This is a genomic window from Falsiruegeria sp. JB4-1 (assembly GCF_055693495.1).
Genome location: NZ_JBVFTZ010000001.1, coordinates 486,845 through 500,954, shown reverse-complemented (window position 1 = coordinate 500,954; position 14,110 = coordinate 486,845). Strand labels below are relative to the sequence as shown.

Genomic DNA, 14,110 nt, shown 5'->3' with positions numbered 1-14,110 from the left:
TGTATCAGCTCTTTCCGTTTACAGTGTGTGTGTTCCAACGTCTTTGGGATTTCCCGACGCCAGTCATTCAGTGCTAACCGCTTACGCAGCTTCCGCCTTCTCTTCGATGGTCGAAAGGATGCTTGCGATGTTGCTTGCAGGTGCGCCAATTGCGCCAGCGATGTTCGAAGCAGGTGCGCCAAGCATGCTTGCGATCTGAGCAATAAGCTCTTCGCGCGAAGGCATTTTCGACACGGCTTCGACGCCGGCACGGTCCAGAGCGTTCTCACCCATTGCACCGCCAAGGATTTCGAACTTTTTGTTCTCCTTGGCAAAGTCCTCGGCAACCTTGGCCGCAGCCACAGGATCCTCGGAATAGGTCAGAACGGTCATACCCGTCAGCAGGTCAGCGATGCTTTCACACGGCTTTCCGTCGAGGGCGATTTTGGCGAGCCTGTTCTTGGCAACACGAACAGCACCACCCGCGTCACGAGCACGTGCGCGAAGGTCCTGCATCTCAGCAACTGTCAGACCGACGTAGTGGGCAACCACAACGACGCCAGAGCTTTCGAAGATTTGGCCGAGTTCCTCGACCACTTTCTCTTTCTGGGCTCTATCCACAGTTCTCTCCAAGTTTGGGGTGTCAGACACCCCGGCTCATATTTGCCGGAACCGAAATCCCGGCGTTCAAGTCCGCAATACGGGGTTGAGCCAAAATTCGCCCGAGGATCCAGCCCTCGATCTCATTGGTCTTTCCCGTCTCAGGCAGGAGATTAAGACCTTTCGCAAGGTCACCCACCGTCTTGGACGAAACAAAATAAAGCGCACGACGAATCGCACGCTTTATTCCGCTCCACTCAGATAGCGCCGCGCCCAGAGATTGCCAAGACCTTAATCGCCTTTTTCACCCGGAATATGACAACCATCTGTTCCGGGCGCATACTGTCTGGTACGGTTTGAGCGTTGAACAAAGCTTCAACTCGAGCAAGGCTGACACCAGAGGCACTCAATGACCGAAAACCTACTTCGTCAGGCTATTCCGGTTTTCATTAACTCCTTCAACCAGCCCAGTTACCTGAAATCCACGGTTTACTGGTTCCACCGTCATGGCTTTCACAATGTGACTGTTCTCGACAACGCTTCGGAATCTCCTGAGCTGCTAGAGTATCTCTCGTCTCGGAAATTCCTGACAAAAGCCCGCCTCCACAGTCTTGGCGAAAACATGGGGCCCAGGAACGCCATAATTGTCGCGCAGACCCTACTGGGCCCAAACGCACCATTTATCTTCACCGACCCCGATCTGGCATTGCCCCGCCGCCCTGCTCCCGACTTCCTGACCCATATGTTCGAACTCGGTCTTCGTTACGAGCGCCTCAAGGTTGGGTTGGCTCTGGATATTACGGACAATGGGACTTTTAAGGACATCAAGCTTAAACGATTCAATCGGACCGTACCCATCCAACAATGGGAGAAACGCTTTTGGCGCAACAAGCTTGAACCCAACGTTTATTCCGCAAGTGTAGATACAACGTTCTTTCTTCACGTTCCGGTTCCGAACGCAAAGGTTCCGCTTGCAAAGTACGGTCGGTTTCAACCGCGCATTCCGGCACTAAGGGTGGCTGGCCGCGGCTTCTTGGCCCAACACAAACCCTGGTATCTTGACGACGGGCAGAGCGAGGAAGAACGCGCCTACTACTTACAGAAAACCTCAAAGGTTGCCACCTGGGTCCAAGATGAGTTGGACGAAAAAGAAAACCCCGCTCCAGAGACTGGAACGGGGTAAACTTAACTACGTAAACCGGGAAATTATTCCGCGGCGGCGTTCTCCACCGAAATCGTCACACCCGGACCCATGGTCGAGGAGAGAGCGATCTTCTTCATGTAGGTGCCTTTGGCGCCAGCAGGCTTTGCTTTGGACACGGCCGAAACAAATGCACGAACGTTTTCGACCAGTTTGGCTTCATCGAAAGACGCTTTGCCAACACCGGCGTGAACGACGCCACCTTTTTCAGCTTTGAACTGAACTTCGCCGCCTTTGGCTGCTTCAACGGCTGCCTTGACGTCCATGGTCACGGTGCCAACTTTGGGGTTCGGCATCAAGTTGCGCGGGCCCAGGATCTTACCCAGACGGCCAACGACGGGCATCATGTCCGGGGTCGCAATGCAGCGATCAAATTCGATGGTGCCGCCCTGGATGGTTTCCATCAGGTCCTCGGCGCCAACGATGTCTGCACCAGCAGCCTGAGCTTCTTCAGCTTTCGGGCCACGTGCGAACACAGCAACGCGCATCGATTTGCCGGTGCCGTTGGGCAGGCCAACAACGCCGCGAACCATCTGGTCAGCGTGGCGAGTGTCAACGCCCAGGTTCATCGCGATTTCGATGGTTTCATCGAACTTCGAGGTTGCGTTGCCCTTGACCAGTGCAACAGCTTCTTCAACCGACAGGTTTGCCTTGCCAGCGACTGCTTCGCGCGCAGCGCGGGTGCGTTTACCAAGCTTTGCCATCTTACTTCACCTCGATGCCCATGGAGCGGGCGGAGCCCAGGATGATCTGCATTGCGCCTTCGATGTCGTTGGCGTTGAGATCTTTCATCTTGGCTTCGGCGATTTCTTTCACCTGAGCCACGGTCACGGTACCAACGGTCTCACGCGACGGGTTGTTTGCACCCGACTTAACCTTGGCGGCCTTCTTCAGGTAGTAAGACGCAGGCGGCGTCTTGATGTCCATGGTAAAGGACTTGTCCTGATAGTAGGTGATCACGGTCGGGCACGGCGCGCCGGGCTCCATTTCCTGCGTCTTGGCGTTGAACGCCTTGCAGAATTCCATGATGTTGATGCCGCGCTGACCCAGAGCCGGACCAACCGGCGGGGACGGGTTTGCTTGACCTGCAGGGACCTGCAGTTTCATTGTACCAGCAAGCTTCTTGGCCATAATGCCAATCTCCTTGATAACTCCGCGCCGAACGCGTCCGGGCGGACATGTTAACGTGGTCAGGTTTGGTGATCGCGATCACGCCGCCTCCCACAGGGGAATCTGCCGCAAAAGCAGCAGAGTCGCGCTTTAGAGCATCGCTCAGCGTATTGCAAGCGCCGCTTTGAAAGCGTCAGGGCGTCCAGAGTACGGTGCCCGGATAGAACTGTGACCAGGCGAACCAGAACGCCTGATGGCTGCCCAGATCGGAGCCATCCGCGCCAATCGCCTTGATCCCACCCGCATCCAATTTCAGCCGGACGTTTTCATAAGCGATCTCCTCTCCTGCGCGCAAGGCAAGGAAGGCTTTGTCACGGGGGAAAGCCACTGGAGTACCCGAGGCCGTGACCACACCGATCACATCCTCCTGCACCCCCAATCTTGGATCGACATCCCCAACCGGAAAGATCGGCCCACCCGCATCCCGACCGTTGCGAAAGTCAAAGTCACGCCCCAAAGCCAACTCTTCGACCAGAACCGTTGTTTCCGGATGCGCACGACGCCACGAGCCCCAATCTGACGTCACAACCGTGGCCTGCTCGAGCACAATGCCCCGACGCGCCAACGGCCCGGTCACGGCCTTGCCCAGAAACGTGTCGAACACCGAAAAGGTCTCGAGATCATACATCACCTTGTTGGATCGGATCAGCAGGCCCGACGTACGTAGGACTGGGCGCTTCACCCCCGCTGGCAATCCGTCAGTGAAGTATGCCTGTGCCGCGCCACACAGCGTGCAATAGGGAATACCCAGATCACGCCCGCCAAGCGTGTCATTGATCATTTCGCGCACTTCCATGATGCGTCTGGGATAGGCCCGGTACTCTCCATTCACCTCGATGCCAAAAATGATATCGCTGTCCTTGACCCACTTTGCTTCCTTGGCCGAGCTGACCTCGGGGTTATCAGCCGCCGGGATGCAATTGCAGGCTATGTCGGTCTGATCAAAGGGGCGATCATCAATCGGCACTCCGCCCCAAGACACCAGCCGCCAGTCGATATCCCCTTTGACAAAAATGCGATCCCATCCGGGCACCAACTGTGTGAAAATGGCGCGCTTGGTCTTCAGGTATCCCGGATATGCAGGGATGTCCCACGCGATGAGATGGTTGGTGATCTCATCCCAACGCTGATTAGATTGGTAGGTAATCCCCAACAGCGACGCCGCAGCCTCTGCCAGATCATCGTCGAAACGTTGGCGCCAGGAAAACCGCATTATGTCACTGATGGCCCAGGCGATGCGCGGATCATTGGACTGCGCGATCGTGGCAAGGGCGTCTTTCTGATCCGGCCCCCAAACTGATTGCTTTAGGCTGTCGACCAAAGCCGTACGCACCGCGCGCTTAAGCTCACGCGAAAGCGATCCCTTTGGAATTGCCGGAGGCTGCCCAAACTCTTCGATTACATAGGCGGGCAGTTGGTTCGGTTGCTGTGCGTTGGTCGACGTCGGCGCGGCAAAAAAGCAGCCTGCCAAGAACAGCAAGCACAGCACCCGGATGCAGGAATTGATAACAGAAAACATGAACGCCTCGCTCAGCTAGCCATGTGAACCCACCCATTCTGGGCGCCAGTTCTACCACGTGTACTGTCAAAGCAATTGCGCCGCTAATCCAATCACGTTCGCTCAGAGATAAGTGAACGGGATTGGATCAGCGGCGCTGTAGGTATCAGGCGCGCACCGCGCCCGAACCGCCATTAGATCTGTTTGGTAACCTGGGTGAATTCCAGCTCGACCGGAGTTTCGCGGCCAAAGATCGATACCGACACCTTGAGGCGCTGGTTGTCGTCGTCGACCTCTTCGATCATGCCGTCGAAGTCTTCGAACGGGCCGTCGTTGACCTTGACCTTTTCGCCCACTTCGAAGGTGATCAGCAGCTTGGGTGCTTCTTCACCTTCCTGAACACGGCCCAGGATGCCCTGAACTTCGGCGTCACGCATCGGCATCGGACGCCCCTGAGGCCCCAGGAAACCGGTGACCCGGTTGATCGAGTTAATCAGGTGATAGCCCTGATCCGACATCTCCATGTGAACCAGAACGTATCCCGGCATAAAGCGGCGTTCAGTGGTGACCTTCTTGCCGCGACGAACTTCGATCACCTCTTCGGTGGGGACCAGAACCTCATCAATATCATCTTCCAGACCCTGCTCGGCCACGGAGGTGCGGATCTGTTCCGCGATCTTCTTTTCGAAGTTCGAAAGTACGCTGACCGAGTACCACCGTTTCGCCATGAACCTGCCGTCCTTGTCCTGTTCAGCCCGCCCAACCGGGCTCGACCCAAAAACCTGTGTTTGCCTGCGGCCTCTCCTGCCGCAACTCCCGGAATAAAAAGCGGCGCGCAGCTCGAATCGCCGCACGCCCATCCCGAAGGTAGTGCGTCACCTACTCTGACAGCGCAAAATGCGCAAGAGGGCAACGCCGTGTTTTGCCAGTTCGGCTTTAGCCGAACATGCCCAAAACCAGCTTGAGCCCTTCGCGAATCGACAGGTCGACCAACGCAAAGAACACAGCTGTCAGGGCTGCCATGATGAACACCATGACCGTGGTCAGCAGAACCTCGCGGCGAGTCGGCCAGACGACCTTGGAAACCTCGGCGCGGACTTGCTGAATAAACTGGATCGGATTGGTGGTGGCCATTTGGCTGTCATTCCTTCTCTACCGAATGAAGGGGACATAACGGGGCTGGCCAGCAAATTCAAGGCCGCTTTGCCCCGCCGTCCCTGCCCCTTGTCATACCTGGCCGTGATCGGGCTGACGCAGGCGTTCAAACGGGTCGCTGGCCAGTTTGCGTGACACCTGCTTGCTTCGTCCACTTGCCCAAACGCCTGACACCATCCCGCTTGCGTTGGATCGCGAACCGTTTCGCGGCATCAAGCGCCACGCGAGCACCCCTACGACCACTATGGCAACCACGGTCGGCGGCAGGGAATACAGCGCGGCAATGCCCGCGACTCCACAGAGCATCTTGACCCAAAGCCTCGTTCCTCGATTTGGCAAGTCGCGCCGCTCTAGGTTGGCCTGAGACTCGACATCAGTGCATGGCAATGGCTTGGCGTCCGCAAGCCGTCCCAAGGGGCTGTCCTTTGCGTACGCAGTGTGTGCCGCTGGCTGCGAATGCAGGTCAACTCCGGTCGAAACAATCGGCCCTTGCACAAAGCTGTCCGGCGCCTGCGGACGCTTGTTGCTGCGGCGCAACATGATCTTGCTGAGCGAAAGCAAAACCAAAACACCCGCGACCCCATACCCAAATGTGCGGATGTTCTGGCCCCCGTTCGCGTCGGGCCCAAGCGCGGCTTCACGACCGTGAAGAAACGGTTCAAGGTAAAAGAAGTTCTCGGCTCGTGTGACGCCCTGCTCTTTCATTGCCTTGCGGGCCACATCCGAGAACGACGTGGAAGATGTCGCGCGACCATTGAATGTCATCTCGAACCCTTGCGGCAACAACCCACTCAGGAACTGACCCGAATTGTCGGCAAAGAAATCACGCTCGGCCTCGGTCAGGATAATCACCGCGCGCGCGATCTTGGAACCTTCGGAATCGCCCTGTCCGGCCATCACAAACATATAGCGCGTGCCAGTTGTGACACCATTTTTGGATTTGGTCAGCTCTGTGTTGTGCTCGGTGTTGATCCAGCCCGAGACCACGACTTCATCAGCAAGCGCCTTATTGCTGGACGGGTCATAAGCGCTCAGATCAACGACCTTCGGCGGTTCTTGTTTCAGAGCTTCTGCTCTTTCAGCTTCTTTCTGTCGGTCGTGAACAACCATCTGTTCGGTCATGTACCCGAAACACACAGCCATCACCAAATACACCCAAAACGGCAATCTGAAAAACAAACTCAGCATCCAAACTCTCCAAGAACAAAAGCCCTGAAGAACTCAGTGACGCCAAATTGCGTCAACACTTGGCCAACGTCATGTCGAAAGTGGAAAAATCTGAGGTTTATTGGGGCGGCGCCAGATAGTCCGCATCGCTGACCTGTTCAAGCCAATCCGCCACGCGCCCATCGTGCCCCTCTTGCATGGCAATGTGCACCATTCCGGTTTCGGGACCTGCGCCATGCCAGTGTTCCTCACCCGGCGGAATCCAGACCGTGTCGCCTGCTCGGATCACCTGAGGGGGCTGGCCAAGCAATCCGACCAAGCCTACGCCACTGAGTACATGCAGCGTCTGCCCCAGAGGATGGGTGTGCCAGGCCGTGCGCGCGCCGGGTTCAAACCCAACCCGCAAAGCCCGGAGGCGGGCAGGTTCCGGCGCTTCGATGATCGGATCCTGCCAGACGGTGCCTGTGAACCACTCTGCTTTAGCCTTGCGAGTGGGTCGAGTGCCTGCGCGATAGATATCCATTTGCTTGGTATCCTTTCGGGATTACGGCTTGGGCTTGTCGTCCCATTCATCGCTGAGAATGCGGCGCGCATCCCCTTCGGGATCATCATACTGATTGCTGCGCACGGTGTAGACAAAGGCGATCAGACCAACAGCCCCCAGAAACAGGGAAATCGGGATCAGGATTGAGATCACTTCCATCAGTCTACCTCAGCCGCAATGCGTTGAGCGAAACCGTAATCGAAGAGGTCGACATCGCCAAGGCGGCAATCAGCGGTGTTGCCAACCCGGCCACGGCCAATGGCACGGCAATCACGTTGTACACGGTCGCGATACGGAAATTCTCGCGAATGCGTCGTGTCGCTTTCTTAGCCACATCGCACGCCTCGGAAATCGGGGAAAGATCCGTGCCAAGCAACACGATATCCGACGCCACCCGCGCCGCATCCAGTGCTGTCGCCGGAGAGATCGAGACATGCGCCGCCGTCAGGGCCGCCGTGTCGTTCAAGCCGTCGCCAACCATCAGCACGCGCTGCCCCTGTCCCGTCATCTCGGTGATCCGTGCTGCCTTGTCCTGCGGCAACGCTTCGGCCAGCCAATCAGCGATGCCAAGACGCTCTGCCAAGGCCTGAACCGCACCGGTGGTGTCGCCAGACATCAAGATCACCTGCTTGCCCGACGCGATGAGGGACGACACGGCCTCCTCAGCCCCAGGGCGCAGCGCGTCGTTGAAGCGGAACTCAACGGGTTCCGCACCATCAACCGAAAGCCAAGCGGCGGTATGTGCACCTTGCTCGGCGCCGACCCAGGCGGCGCGACCAAATCGAACGATCTGACCGTTCAACAAGCCCTGCGTCCCAAAGCCTGGCACCTCGGTCACGTCCGTAACGTCTGCAGGTTTGATCCCCACGGCCTGGGCCGATTGGGTCACTGCGCGTGATAGCGGATGCGACGAGGCCTCCGCCAAAGCAACTGCGATCGACGCAGCATCGCGCGGAACGCTATCGAGGTTGGTCAATTCTGGCGTGCCTTGGGTCAACGTGCCGGTCTTGTCAAAAACTACCGTGTCGATCTCAGCCAAACGCTCAAGTGCGGTGGAGTGCTTGATCAACATCCCCTTGCGGAATAGCCGACCAGAAGCCGCAGTCGTCACCGCAGGCACGGCCAGACCAAGGGCGCAGGGACATGTGATGATCAAAACCGCAGCCGCTATATTCAACGCCGTACGCAGATCCCCGGAATAAAGATACCAACCGACAAAGCTGAGCGCAGACAGAATATGGACGCCCGGCGCATAAAGCTTTGCCGCGCTATCCGCCAGTGACGTATACCGCGAGCGTCCAGATTCAGCGACAGCCACCAGATCAGCCATTTGGTGCAATGATGTGTCCGACCCCACGGCCGAGGCGCGAATGGTCAGCGGCCCAGTCAAATTGACCTCGCCCGCACTCACGTTTGTGCCGGGTTCCGCGTAAACGGGAACAGTTTCCCCAGTCAGCAGCGACCGGTCGAGTTCTGACTGGCCTTCGACAATCGCGCCATCTACAGGCATGCGCCCGCCAGGCCGCACCCGGATCAGATCACCGATCCGCAGGTCGGCCACGGTAACTTCATGCTCGACGCCATCCTCGATCCGCAACGCCCTCGGCACTTCGAGCGCGGACAACTCCTGCGCTGCCGATCGCGCAATGGCACGGGTGCGGTGATCCAGATAGCGGCCCGCCAACAGGAAAAACACCAACGTCAGAGCCGCATCAAAATAGGCATGCTCGCCGCTGAGCGCCGTTTCCCAAAGCGAGGTGACCAGCGCCAGCACGATGGCGAGCACAATCGGTACGTCCATGTTCAGGCGGCGCACCCGCAGCGCGCTCCAGGCGCTTTCGAAGAACGGCTTGCCCGCAAAGGCAATCGCAGGCAGTGCTATGGCGGCCGAGATCCAGTGAAACATGTCCCGCGTCGCATCAGTGGCCCCGGACCACACCGACACCGACAAGAGCATGACGTTCATCGAGGCAAAGCCGGCCACCGCCAGCCGCATCAACAGCTCGCGCCCGGCCTTGTCACTGCCGGTGACTGACAGAGCACCGGCGTCCAGCTCGTGCGCCTCGAACCCCTCAGCCTCGAGCACGGGGATCAAAGCATCGGCACGCATCTCGGGCTCCGCCTGAATCATCGCCCGTTTGAGCGTAAGGTTGACCCGCGCCGATTGCACACCCGGCACCGCGTTCAAGGCCCGCTCGACTTTGGAGATGCAGGCCTGACAGTGGATAGTCGGCAACGACAGAGCCAGTTGCACATCCTCAGGGATCGGGCGGGCAGGCTCGGTCGGAGTGGCAACACAACCGGCGCAGGCCGCAGCAGGTTGGGGTCGTGCAGTGGCCGTCGCCATCAGGTCAGCCCCTCACATCCAGCACAACGCGCTGGACGAAATCGGTGCCGTCCTGCGCCTTGGCCTTCATGCGAATATTCCAGTTACCACCGCCCAAAGTTGCCTTGGCCACATAGGCGGTGCCATCGAACTGAAAATCCGGCTCGAAGTCCTCTTTCACATGGGTTGCCCGGCCCAACACGGCCTCAAGTTCCGCGACCTGAACCGGCTGACCCGCCTCATCCAATATCGACAGGATCACCAGACCGCCCTTGGCTTCAGCGTCAACAGTCCAACCCAACCCCTCTTGCGCATCGCGGCGTTCGTTGAACTGTTGCGACGCAACATACGAGTTCTTGGCCTCGAGCCCCGGAAAGGTCGCAACGGCGTTGTAGGCCAGGATCAAGTTGACCGTGATGATGATCCCAAAAGCCCCGACGAAAATGGCCAACATATGTTTGCCGGTAAACTCACGCTCGGCCATGATCAGTTGCCTTTCCCGTTAAAGTTCGTGTCCTTGAACGCGCGATCCCCGTTCGACGTATCCTCGATCCAGATCCGCACGTCAGAGCTGCCTGTGTTGGCCGGGACCGCGTCCTTGGGCGCAACGATGTACACCCGCTGCAGGAACGAGGTATCGGCGGGCACCTCCACAGTATCACCAGACAGCCCTTCAAGCTCAATCCGCATGGAGGGGTCACCGACGATGGACAGCTGGAATGGCCGCTCTTCGCCGTGCTTGTTGCGCAGACGTACGTCATAGGTGTTCCGGATCGAGCCATCCGACAAGGTTACAAAGGTCGGATTGCGCACAGGGGCCACAGTCAGCTCGATGTCCGACCGGATGAACAGGGCAAACAACAGGCCAACGCCCACAAGGCTCCACAGAGACGTGTATAGCATCGTGCGCGGACGGAAGATGTGTTTCCAGATGTTCTTGGGCGGCTTACCCGCACGCTCACCGGCTTCGTCACTCAGCGCCATATAGTCGATCAGACCGCGTGGCTTGCCAATCTTTTCCATCATGTCGTCGCAGGCATCGATGCACAGTGCGCAGGTGATACATTCCATCTGCTGCCCGTCCCGAATGTCGATGCCCATGGGGCAGACGTTGACGCAAGCCATGCAGTCGATGCAATCGCCGAGCTCGGAATCAGCCGTCCGCTTGCCCTTGCCGCGCGGCTCGCCCCGCCATTCACGATAGCCGACGGTCAGAGTATCCTCGTCCATCATCGCGGCCTGAATACGCGGCCATGGGCAGGCGTAGATACAGATCTGCTCGCGAGCAAACCCACCGAAGAAGAAGGTGGTTGCCGTCAGAATGGCCATGGTGGTGTAAGCGATTGGGTGCGCATTGCCGGTTACCAGATCCACGGCGAGTGTTGGCGCATCGGCGAAGTAGAACACCCAGGCCCCGCCGGTCGCCAACCCTATCAGCAACCATGTGATCCACTTGGTGACCCGCAGGCGAACCTTGCGAAAGTCTAGTTTCTTTTGACGATGCAAGCGCAAACGGGCGTTGCGGTCCCCTTCGATCCAGCGTTCCACCAAGATGAACAGATCGGTCCATACGGTCTGCGGGCAGGCGTATCCGCACCACACGCGACCGAGCGCCGATGTAAACAGGAACAGGCCAAGCCCCGCCATAATGAGCAGACCCGCAACAAAGTAGAATTCATGCGGCCAGATCTCGATCCAGAAGAAATAAAACCGCCGGTTCGCCATATCCAAAAGCACGGCCTGATCCGGCAGGCTGGGGCCACGATCCCAGCGGATCCAGGGGGTCAGATAGTAGATCCCGAGGGTCACCGCCATGATGATCCATTTGAGGTTACGGAACGGTCCTGAAACGCGTCGAGGAAAGATCGGTTCCCTGGCGGCGTACAGGCTGGGGGCGGGCTCGGAATCGCTCACGGCGTCACTCCAGATAGTGGGGTTAATCGAGGCGTGTTTTCACAGGTTATACATGAGGCAACTTTGACATGGGTCAAAAAGCGTATCCAAGGTTCACGTTTTAATTTGCCCTGTGATCCGGCATGCGGCTTGCACACGTTGGTATATTGGGTGCATCGAATTTTCGAAATTCGACCAAAAACCGGCCCAGCACCCTCAAATTAGGGCGTTTCCGCTGCTTTTTGGCGTCTCAACCATTGAAGGAAGGCCTTTAACGGCGGTCTCTGAACACCCGGTCGGGTCACGATGAAGTACCCCCGTGCAACTTCGTCGCAGAAGAGTTCGATCAGCCGACCAGACGCAAGATCGTCCTCGACAAACTTGCGCACCGTCGCCGCAACCCCCTGCCCGGCGCGCACCCCTTCGATCAGCAGGTTTCCGGGCAATTGAATGCGAGCGCCACGCGACAACAGCTCGACCCCATGCGTTTCAAACCAGGTGTTGGCCTCGTTTGCCCCGATCTCTTCCAACCAGGGCAGTTCCCCCAACTCCTCGGGCGTCACGCTCGGCCGACCCTCCAGCAACGCAGGGGAAGCCACCACCGAAATTGCAGAGGGTACCAGCATTTCAACATCCATCCCCGGCCAATTGCCGTCACCATGCCGGATCGCCAGATCCACTCCCCCGGGTCGCAGGGTCACGATCTGAGGGTTAGGATCCAGCATCAAGTCAATCTCAGGGTGTTTCGCGCGAAAATCCGGAAGCCGCGGCATCAGCCATACGGTCGCAAAAGTCGAGGTGCACGAGATATGCAACGGGCGCGCTGCATCGACCTGCATCAACTCCTCGACTGCCGACGTGATCGCACCAAACCCAAGCCGTAGGGCCCGCGCCAACTGCTCGCCCTCATCCGTCAGAACAAGGCTGCGACCACTGCGATCAACCAGCGAGACCCCCAGATGCTCTTCGAGCTGCTTAATATGCTGACTTATGGCAGCATGGCTAACATTCAAAACTTGACCAGCATTGACCACATTTCCCTCTACAGCAAAGGCATCCAAAGCACGCAGTGAGATAAGGGACGGCATGTTTCGCCAGCTCATGTGTAACCCAAGCTTACATAACTGAATTCTGATTGAGTCGCATTTTTTACCGTCCCGATCAATATGAATGTCAGACACCAACAACAAAGGACATTCGCAATGCTTGGAGTTTACGCAGACAGCTTCCTCACCGCCGCGCGTGTTGCGCCCCGCCGGAAACCCTCTTTTCCTGAGCCGCCGGAAGGCGCCATTGTGAAAAAGAAATCCGCGGTCACCCGTGTGCTGGCGCAGTTTACACGCAAGTCCCGCCTATGAAAAACCCGTCCACCTGCAAAGGTGGACGGGCTGCGAACCAGACCGTAGTCTGGGGGTTATCAGCGTCGGCTATTCAGGAAACGCGCGAACAGATCGAATAGCCGACGCCTGCCTTCGGGCCCTTGGGCCCGAAGGTATCTCAAAGAGCAATCACTCGCCGCCACCCAATTGGTGGACATAAGCCGTCACGGCGCGGATTTGCGCTTCGGTCAGGCGGGTGTTCCACGCGGGCATAACACCAAAACGGCTGTAGGTGACCGTGTGCTTGATGTCCTCATAGTCGCCACCAAAGAGCCAGATCGCATCCGCCAAGTTGGGCGCGCCCTGCTCGCGATCACCGGTGCCGTCTTCCATGTGGCACGAGGCGCAGTTGTCGGCATAGATCACCGAACCGGCCTCGACCTGCGAAGCATCGTTGGCCTCACCTGACAGCGACATGACATAGTTGGTGACCTGATCGACCTCTTCTTCGGTCAACAGCTCATCGCGACCAAAGGCAGGCATCTCGGAATAGCGCGCATCGTCGCTGTCCTCGTTGCGAATGCCGTGAGCCACGGTGAGGTGGATCGCCTCCATGTCGCCACCCCAAAGCCAGTCGTCATCAAGCAGGTTGGGATAGCCTTTGGCACCCGCCGCACCTGACCCGTGACACTGCGCGCACCACGTGCGGAACACAGCGCCACCCGCTGACACCGCATAGGTGTTCAGTTCGGCATCGCCGACGATCGCATTCAGATCGACGGCTTCCAACTTGGCGTTAATCGGCGCGTTGGCTTCTTCGACGGCCTGGATCTCGGCCGCTACATCGGCACGCGTGGACCACCCCAAAACCCCAGCAGTTGCCCCGTTAATCAGTGGCCAAGCAGGGTAAGCGATGACATATCCGATACCCCAGATGATGGTCAGGTAGAAGGTCCAGACCCACCAACGTGGCATGGGATTGTCCCATTCTTCGATCCCGTCCCAGCTGTGGCCGGTTGTGCCATTGCCGTGCTCGTTCTTCTTTTCAGACGTGTTGTCGCTCATTGCCTCGCCTCCTTGGATGTGGCGGGTTTGTCTTCATGACGGAACGGGATGTTCGCAGTGTCCTGATAGGTTTTGGTGCTGCCTGGGCGGAACACCCAGAACACTACCCCTACAAAGAAGGCGAACAGTCCGACCAGAAACCAGCTGTCTGCGAGTTGCCGTAGAAAGGTGTATTCTTCCATGATCCCCTCCC

Annotated in this window: 17 protein-coding genes; 2 read left to right on the top strand and 15 right to left on the bottom strand. The window is 58.1% G+C overall.

The annotated features are described in order from the left end of the window. Positions 1-81: 81 nt before the first annotated feature. Positions 82-600, bottom strand: coding sequence for a 50S ribosomal protein L10 (rplJ, locus tag ACZ1HE_RS02460; protein ID WP_472619415.1), 519 nt, complete (start codon positions 598-600; stop codon positions 82-84). 388 nt (positions 601-988) lie between these two features. On the opposite strand from rplJ, the gene ACZ1HE_RS02455 reads away from it, so the two are divergent. Next, the gene (locus tag ACZ1HE_RS02455) at positions 989-1,762 is read left to right on the top strand and encodes a hypothetical protein (protein ID WP_472619414.1); all 774 of its coding nucleotides are present in this window, start codon (positions 989-991) and stop codon (positions 1,760-1,762) included. A gap of 23 nt (positions 1,763-1,785) precedes the next feature. Here the strand turns inward: ACZ1HE_RS02455 and rplA are convergent, their stop codons facing one another. The 12 genes from rplA to ACZ1HE_RS02395 all read right to left on the bottom strand — a co-directional run bounded on the left by rplA (position 1,786) and on the right by ACZ1HE_RS02395 (position 12,636). Next, positions 1,786-2,484: a 50S ribosomal protein L1 gene (rplA, locus tag ACZ1HE_RS02450; RefSeq protein ID WP_472619413.1), complete on the bottom strand. Its 699-nt coding sequence runs from the start codon at positions 2,482-2,484 to the stop codon at positions 1,786-1,788. A 1-nt stretch (position 2,485) separates the two neighbouring features. Beyond that, positions 2,486-2,911 carry a 50S ribosomal protein L11 gene (gene rplK, locus ACZ1HE_RS02445; RefSeq protein ID WP_085794049.1) on the bottom strand — a complete coding sequence of 142 codons (426 nt, stop codon included), beginning with the start codon at positions 2,909-2,911 and terminating at the stop codon, positions 2,486-2,488. Positions 2,912-3,083: 172 nt separating this feature from the next. Then, positions 3,084-4,469, bottom strand: coding sequence for a DUF3179 domain-containing (seleno)protein (locus ACZ1HE_RS02440; RefSeq protein ID WP_472619412.1), 1,386 nt, complete (start codon positions 4,467-4,469; stop codon positions 3,084-3,086). 173 nt (positions 4,470-4,642) lie between these two features. Next, complete coding sequence (nusG, locus tag ACZ1HE_RS02435; protein ID WP_085796206.1) at positions 4,643-5,176, bottom strand: transcription termination/antitermination protein NusG; 534 nt, start codon at positions 5,174-5,176, stop codon at positions 4,643-4,645. A 208-nt stretch (positions 5,177-5,384) separates the two neighbouring features. After that, a complete protein-coding gene (gene secE / locus ACZ1HE_RS02430; protein ID WP_164660327.1) occupies positions 5,385-5,582 on the bottom strand; it encodes a preprotein translocase subunit SecE in 198 nt (65 codons plus the stop codon). 93 nt (positions 5,583-5,675) lie between these two features. Beyond that, the gene (locus ACZ1HE_RS02425; protein WP_472619411.1) at positions 5,676-6,725 is read right to left on the bottom strand and encodes a hypothetical protein; all 1,050 of its coding nucleotides are present in this window, start codon (positions 6,723-6,725) and stop codon (positions 5,676-5,678) included. A 163-nt stretch (positions 6,726-6,888) separates the two neighbouring features. Continuing rightward, entirely contained in the window at positions 6,889-7,293 is a 405-nt protein-coding gene (locus ACZ1HE_RS02420; protein WP_472619410.1) for a (R)-mandelonitrile lyase, read from the bottom strand. Positions 7,294-7,314: 21 nt separating this feature from the next. After that, complete coding sequence (gene ccoS, locus ACZ1HE_RS02415) at positions 7,315-7,473, bottom strand: cbb3-type cytochrome oxidase assembly protein CcoS (protein ID WP_472619409.1); 159 nt, start codon at positions 7,471-7,473, stop codon at positions 7,315-7,317. 4 nt (positions 7,474-7,477) lie between these two features. Beyond that, entirely contained in the window at positions 7,478-9,661 is a 2,184-nt protein-coding gene (locus tag ACZ1HE_RS02410) for a heavy metal translocating P-type ATPase (RefSeq protein WP_472619408.1), read from the bottom strand. A gap of 4 nt (positions 9,662-9,665) precedes the next feature. Further along, positions 9,666-10,124: a FixH family protein gene (locus tag ACZ1HE_RS02405; RefSeq protein ID WP_472619407.1), complete on the bottom strand. Its 459-nt coding sequence runs from the start codon at positions 10,122-10,124 to the stop codon at positions 9,666-9,668. A 2-nt stretch (positions 10,125-10,126) separates the two neighbouring features. Next, entirely contained in the window at positions 10,127-11,554 is a 1,428-nt protein-coding gene (gene ccoG / locus ACZ1HE_RS02400; RefSeq protein WP_472619406.1) for a cytochrome c oxidase accessory protein CcoG, read from the bottom strand. A gap of 200 nt (positions 11,555-11,754) precedes the next feature. Then, on the bottom strand, positions 11,755-12,636 hold the full coding sequence (locus tag ACZ1HE_RS02395) for a LysR family transcriptional regulator (protein WP_472619405.1): 882 nt from the start codon (positions 12,634-12,636) through the stop codon (positions 11,755-11,757). A gap of 99 nt (positions 12,637-12,735) precedes the next feature. Here ACZ1HE_RS02395 and ACZ1HE_RS02390 point away from each other — a divergent pair, with 99 nt between their 5' ends. Next, positions 12,736-12,891: a hypothetical protein gene (locus ACZ1HE_RS02390; RefSeq protein ID WP_472619404.1), complete on the top strand. Its 156-nt coding sequence runs from the start codon at positions 12,736-12,738 to the stop codon at positions 12,889-12,891. Between the two features lie 150 nt (positions 12,892-13,041). Here ACZ1HE_RS02390 and ccoP read toward each other — a convergent pair whose 3' ends face one another. Next, positions 13,042-13,917 (bottom strand): cytochrome-c oxidase, cbb3-type subunit III, encoded by an 876-nt coding sequence (ccoP, locus tag ACZ1HE_RS02385; protein ID WP_472619403.1) that lies wholly within the window; start codon positions 13,915-13,917, stop codon positions 13,042-13,044. Then, positions 13,914-14,099, bottom strand: coding sequence for a cbb3-type cytochrome c oxidase subunit 3 (locus tag ACZ1HE_RS02380; protein WP_085794038.1), 186 nt, complete (start codon positions 14,097-14,099; stop codon positions 13,914-13,916). The genes ccoP and ACZ1HE_RS02380 overlap by 4 nt, the downstream gene beginning before the upstream one ends. Positions 14,100-14,110 lie beyond the last annotated feature (11 nt).

Excerpts from the sequence above, each read along its gene's own strand:
- rplA (WP_472619413.1), bottom strand. The coding sequence starts at position 2,484 with ATGGCAAAGCTTGGTAAACGCACCCGCGCTGCGCGCGAAGCAGTCGCT.
- rplK (WP_085794049.1), bottom strand. The coding sequence starts at position 2,911 with ATGGCCAAGAAGCTTGCTGGTACAATGAAACTGCAGGTCCCTGCAGGT.
- ACZ1HE_RS02390 (WP_472619404.1), top strand. The coding sequence starts at position 12,736 with ATGCTTGGAGTTTACGCAGACAGCTTCCTCACCGCCGCGCGTGTTGCG.
- ACZ1HE_RS02425 (WP_472619411.1), bottom strand. The coding sequence starts at position 6,725 with ATGACCGAACAGATGGTTGTTCACGACCGACAGAAAGAAGCTGAAAGA.
- ACZ1HE_RS02405 (WP_472619407.1), bottom strand. The coding sequence starts at position 10,124 with ATGGCCGAGCGTGAGTTTACCGGCAAACATATGTTGGCCATTTTCGTC.
- ACZ1HE_RS02455 (WP_472619414.1), top strand. The coding sequence starts at position 989 with ATGACCGAAAACCTACTTCGTCAGGCTATTCCGGTTTTCATTAACTCC.
- ACZ1HE_RS02420 (WP_472619410.1), bottom strand. The coding sequence starts at position 7,293 with ATGGATATCTATCGCGCAGGCACTCGACCCACTCGCAAGGCTAAAGCA.
- ccoS (WP_472619409.1), bottom strand. The coding sequence starts at position 7,473 with ATGGAAGTGATCTCAATCCTGATCCCGATTTCCCTGTTTCTGGGGGCT.
- ccoP (WP_472619403.1), bottom strand. The coding sequence starts at position 13,917 with ATGAGCGACAACACGTCTGAAAAGAAGAACGAGCACGGCAATGGCACA.
- ACZ1HE_RS02440 (WP_472619412.1), bottom strand. The coding sequence starts at position 4,469 with ATGTTTTCTGTTATCAATTCCTGCATCCGGGTGCTGTGCTTGCTGTTC.
- ACZ1HE_RS02380 (WP_085794038.1), bottom strand. The coding sequence starts at position 14,099 with ATGGAAGAATACACCTTTCTACGGCAACTCGCAGACAGCTGGTTTCTG.
- ACZ1HE_RS02410 (WP_472619408.1), bottom strand. The coding sequence starts at position 9,661 with ATGGCGACGGCCACTGCACGACCCCAACCTGCTGCGGCCTGCGCCGGT.
- nusG (WP_085796206.1), bottom strand. The coding sequence starts at position 5,176 with ATGGCGAAACGGTGGTACTCGGTCAGCGTACTTTCGAACTTCGAAAAG.
- ACZ1HE_RS02395 (WP_472619405.1), bottom strand. The coding sequence starts at position 12,636 with ATGAGCTGGCGAAACATGCCGTCCCTTATCTCACTGCGTGCTTTGGAT.
- secE (WP_164660327.1), bottom strand. The coding sequence starts at position 5,582 with ATGGCCACCACCAATCCGATCCAGTTTATTCAGCAAGTCCGCGCCGAG.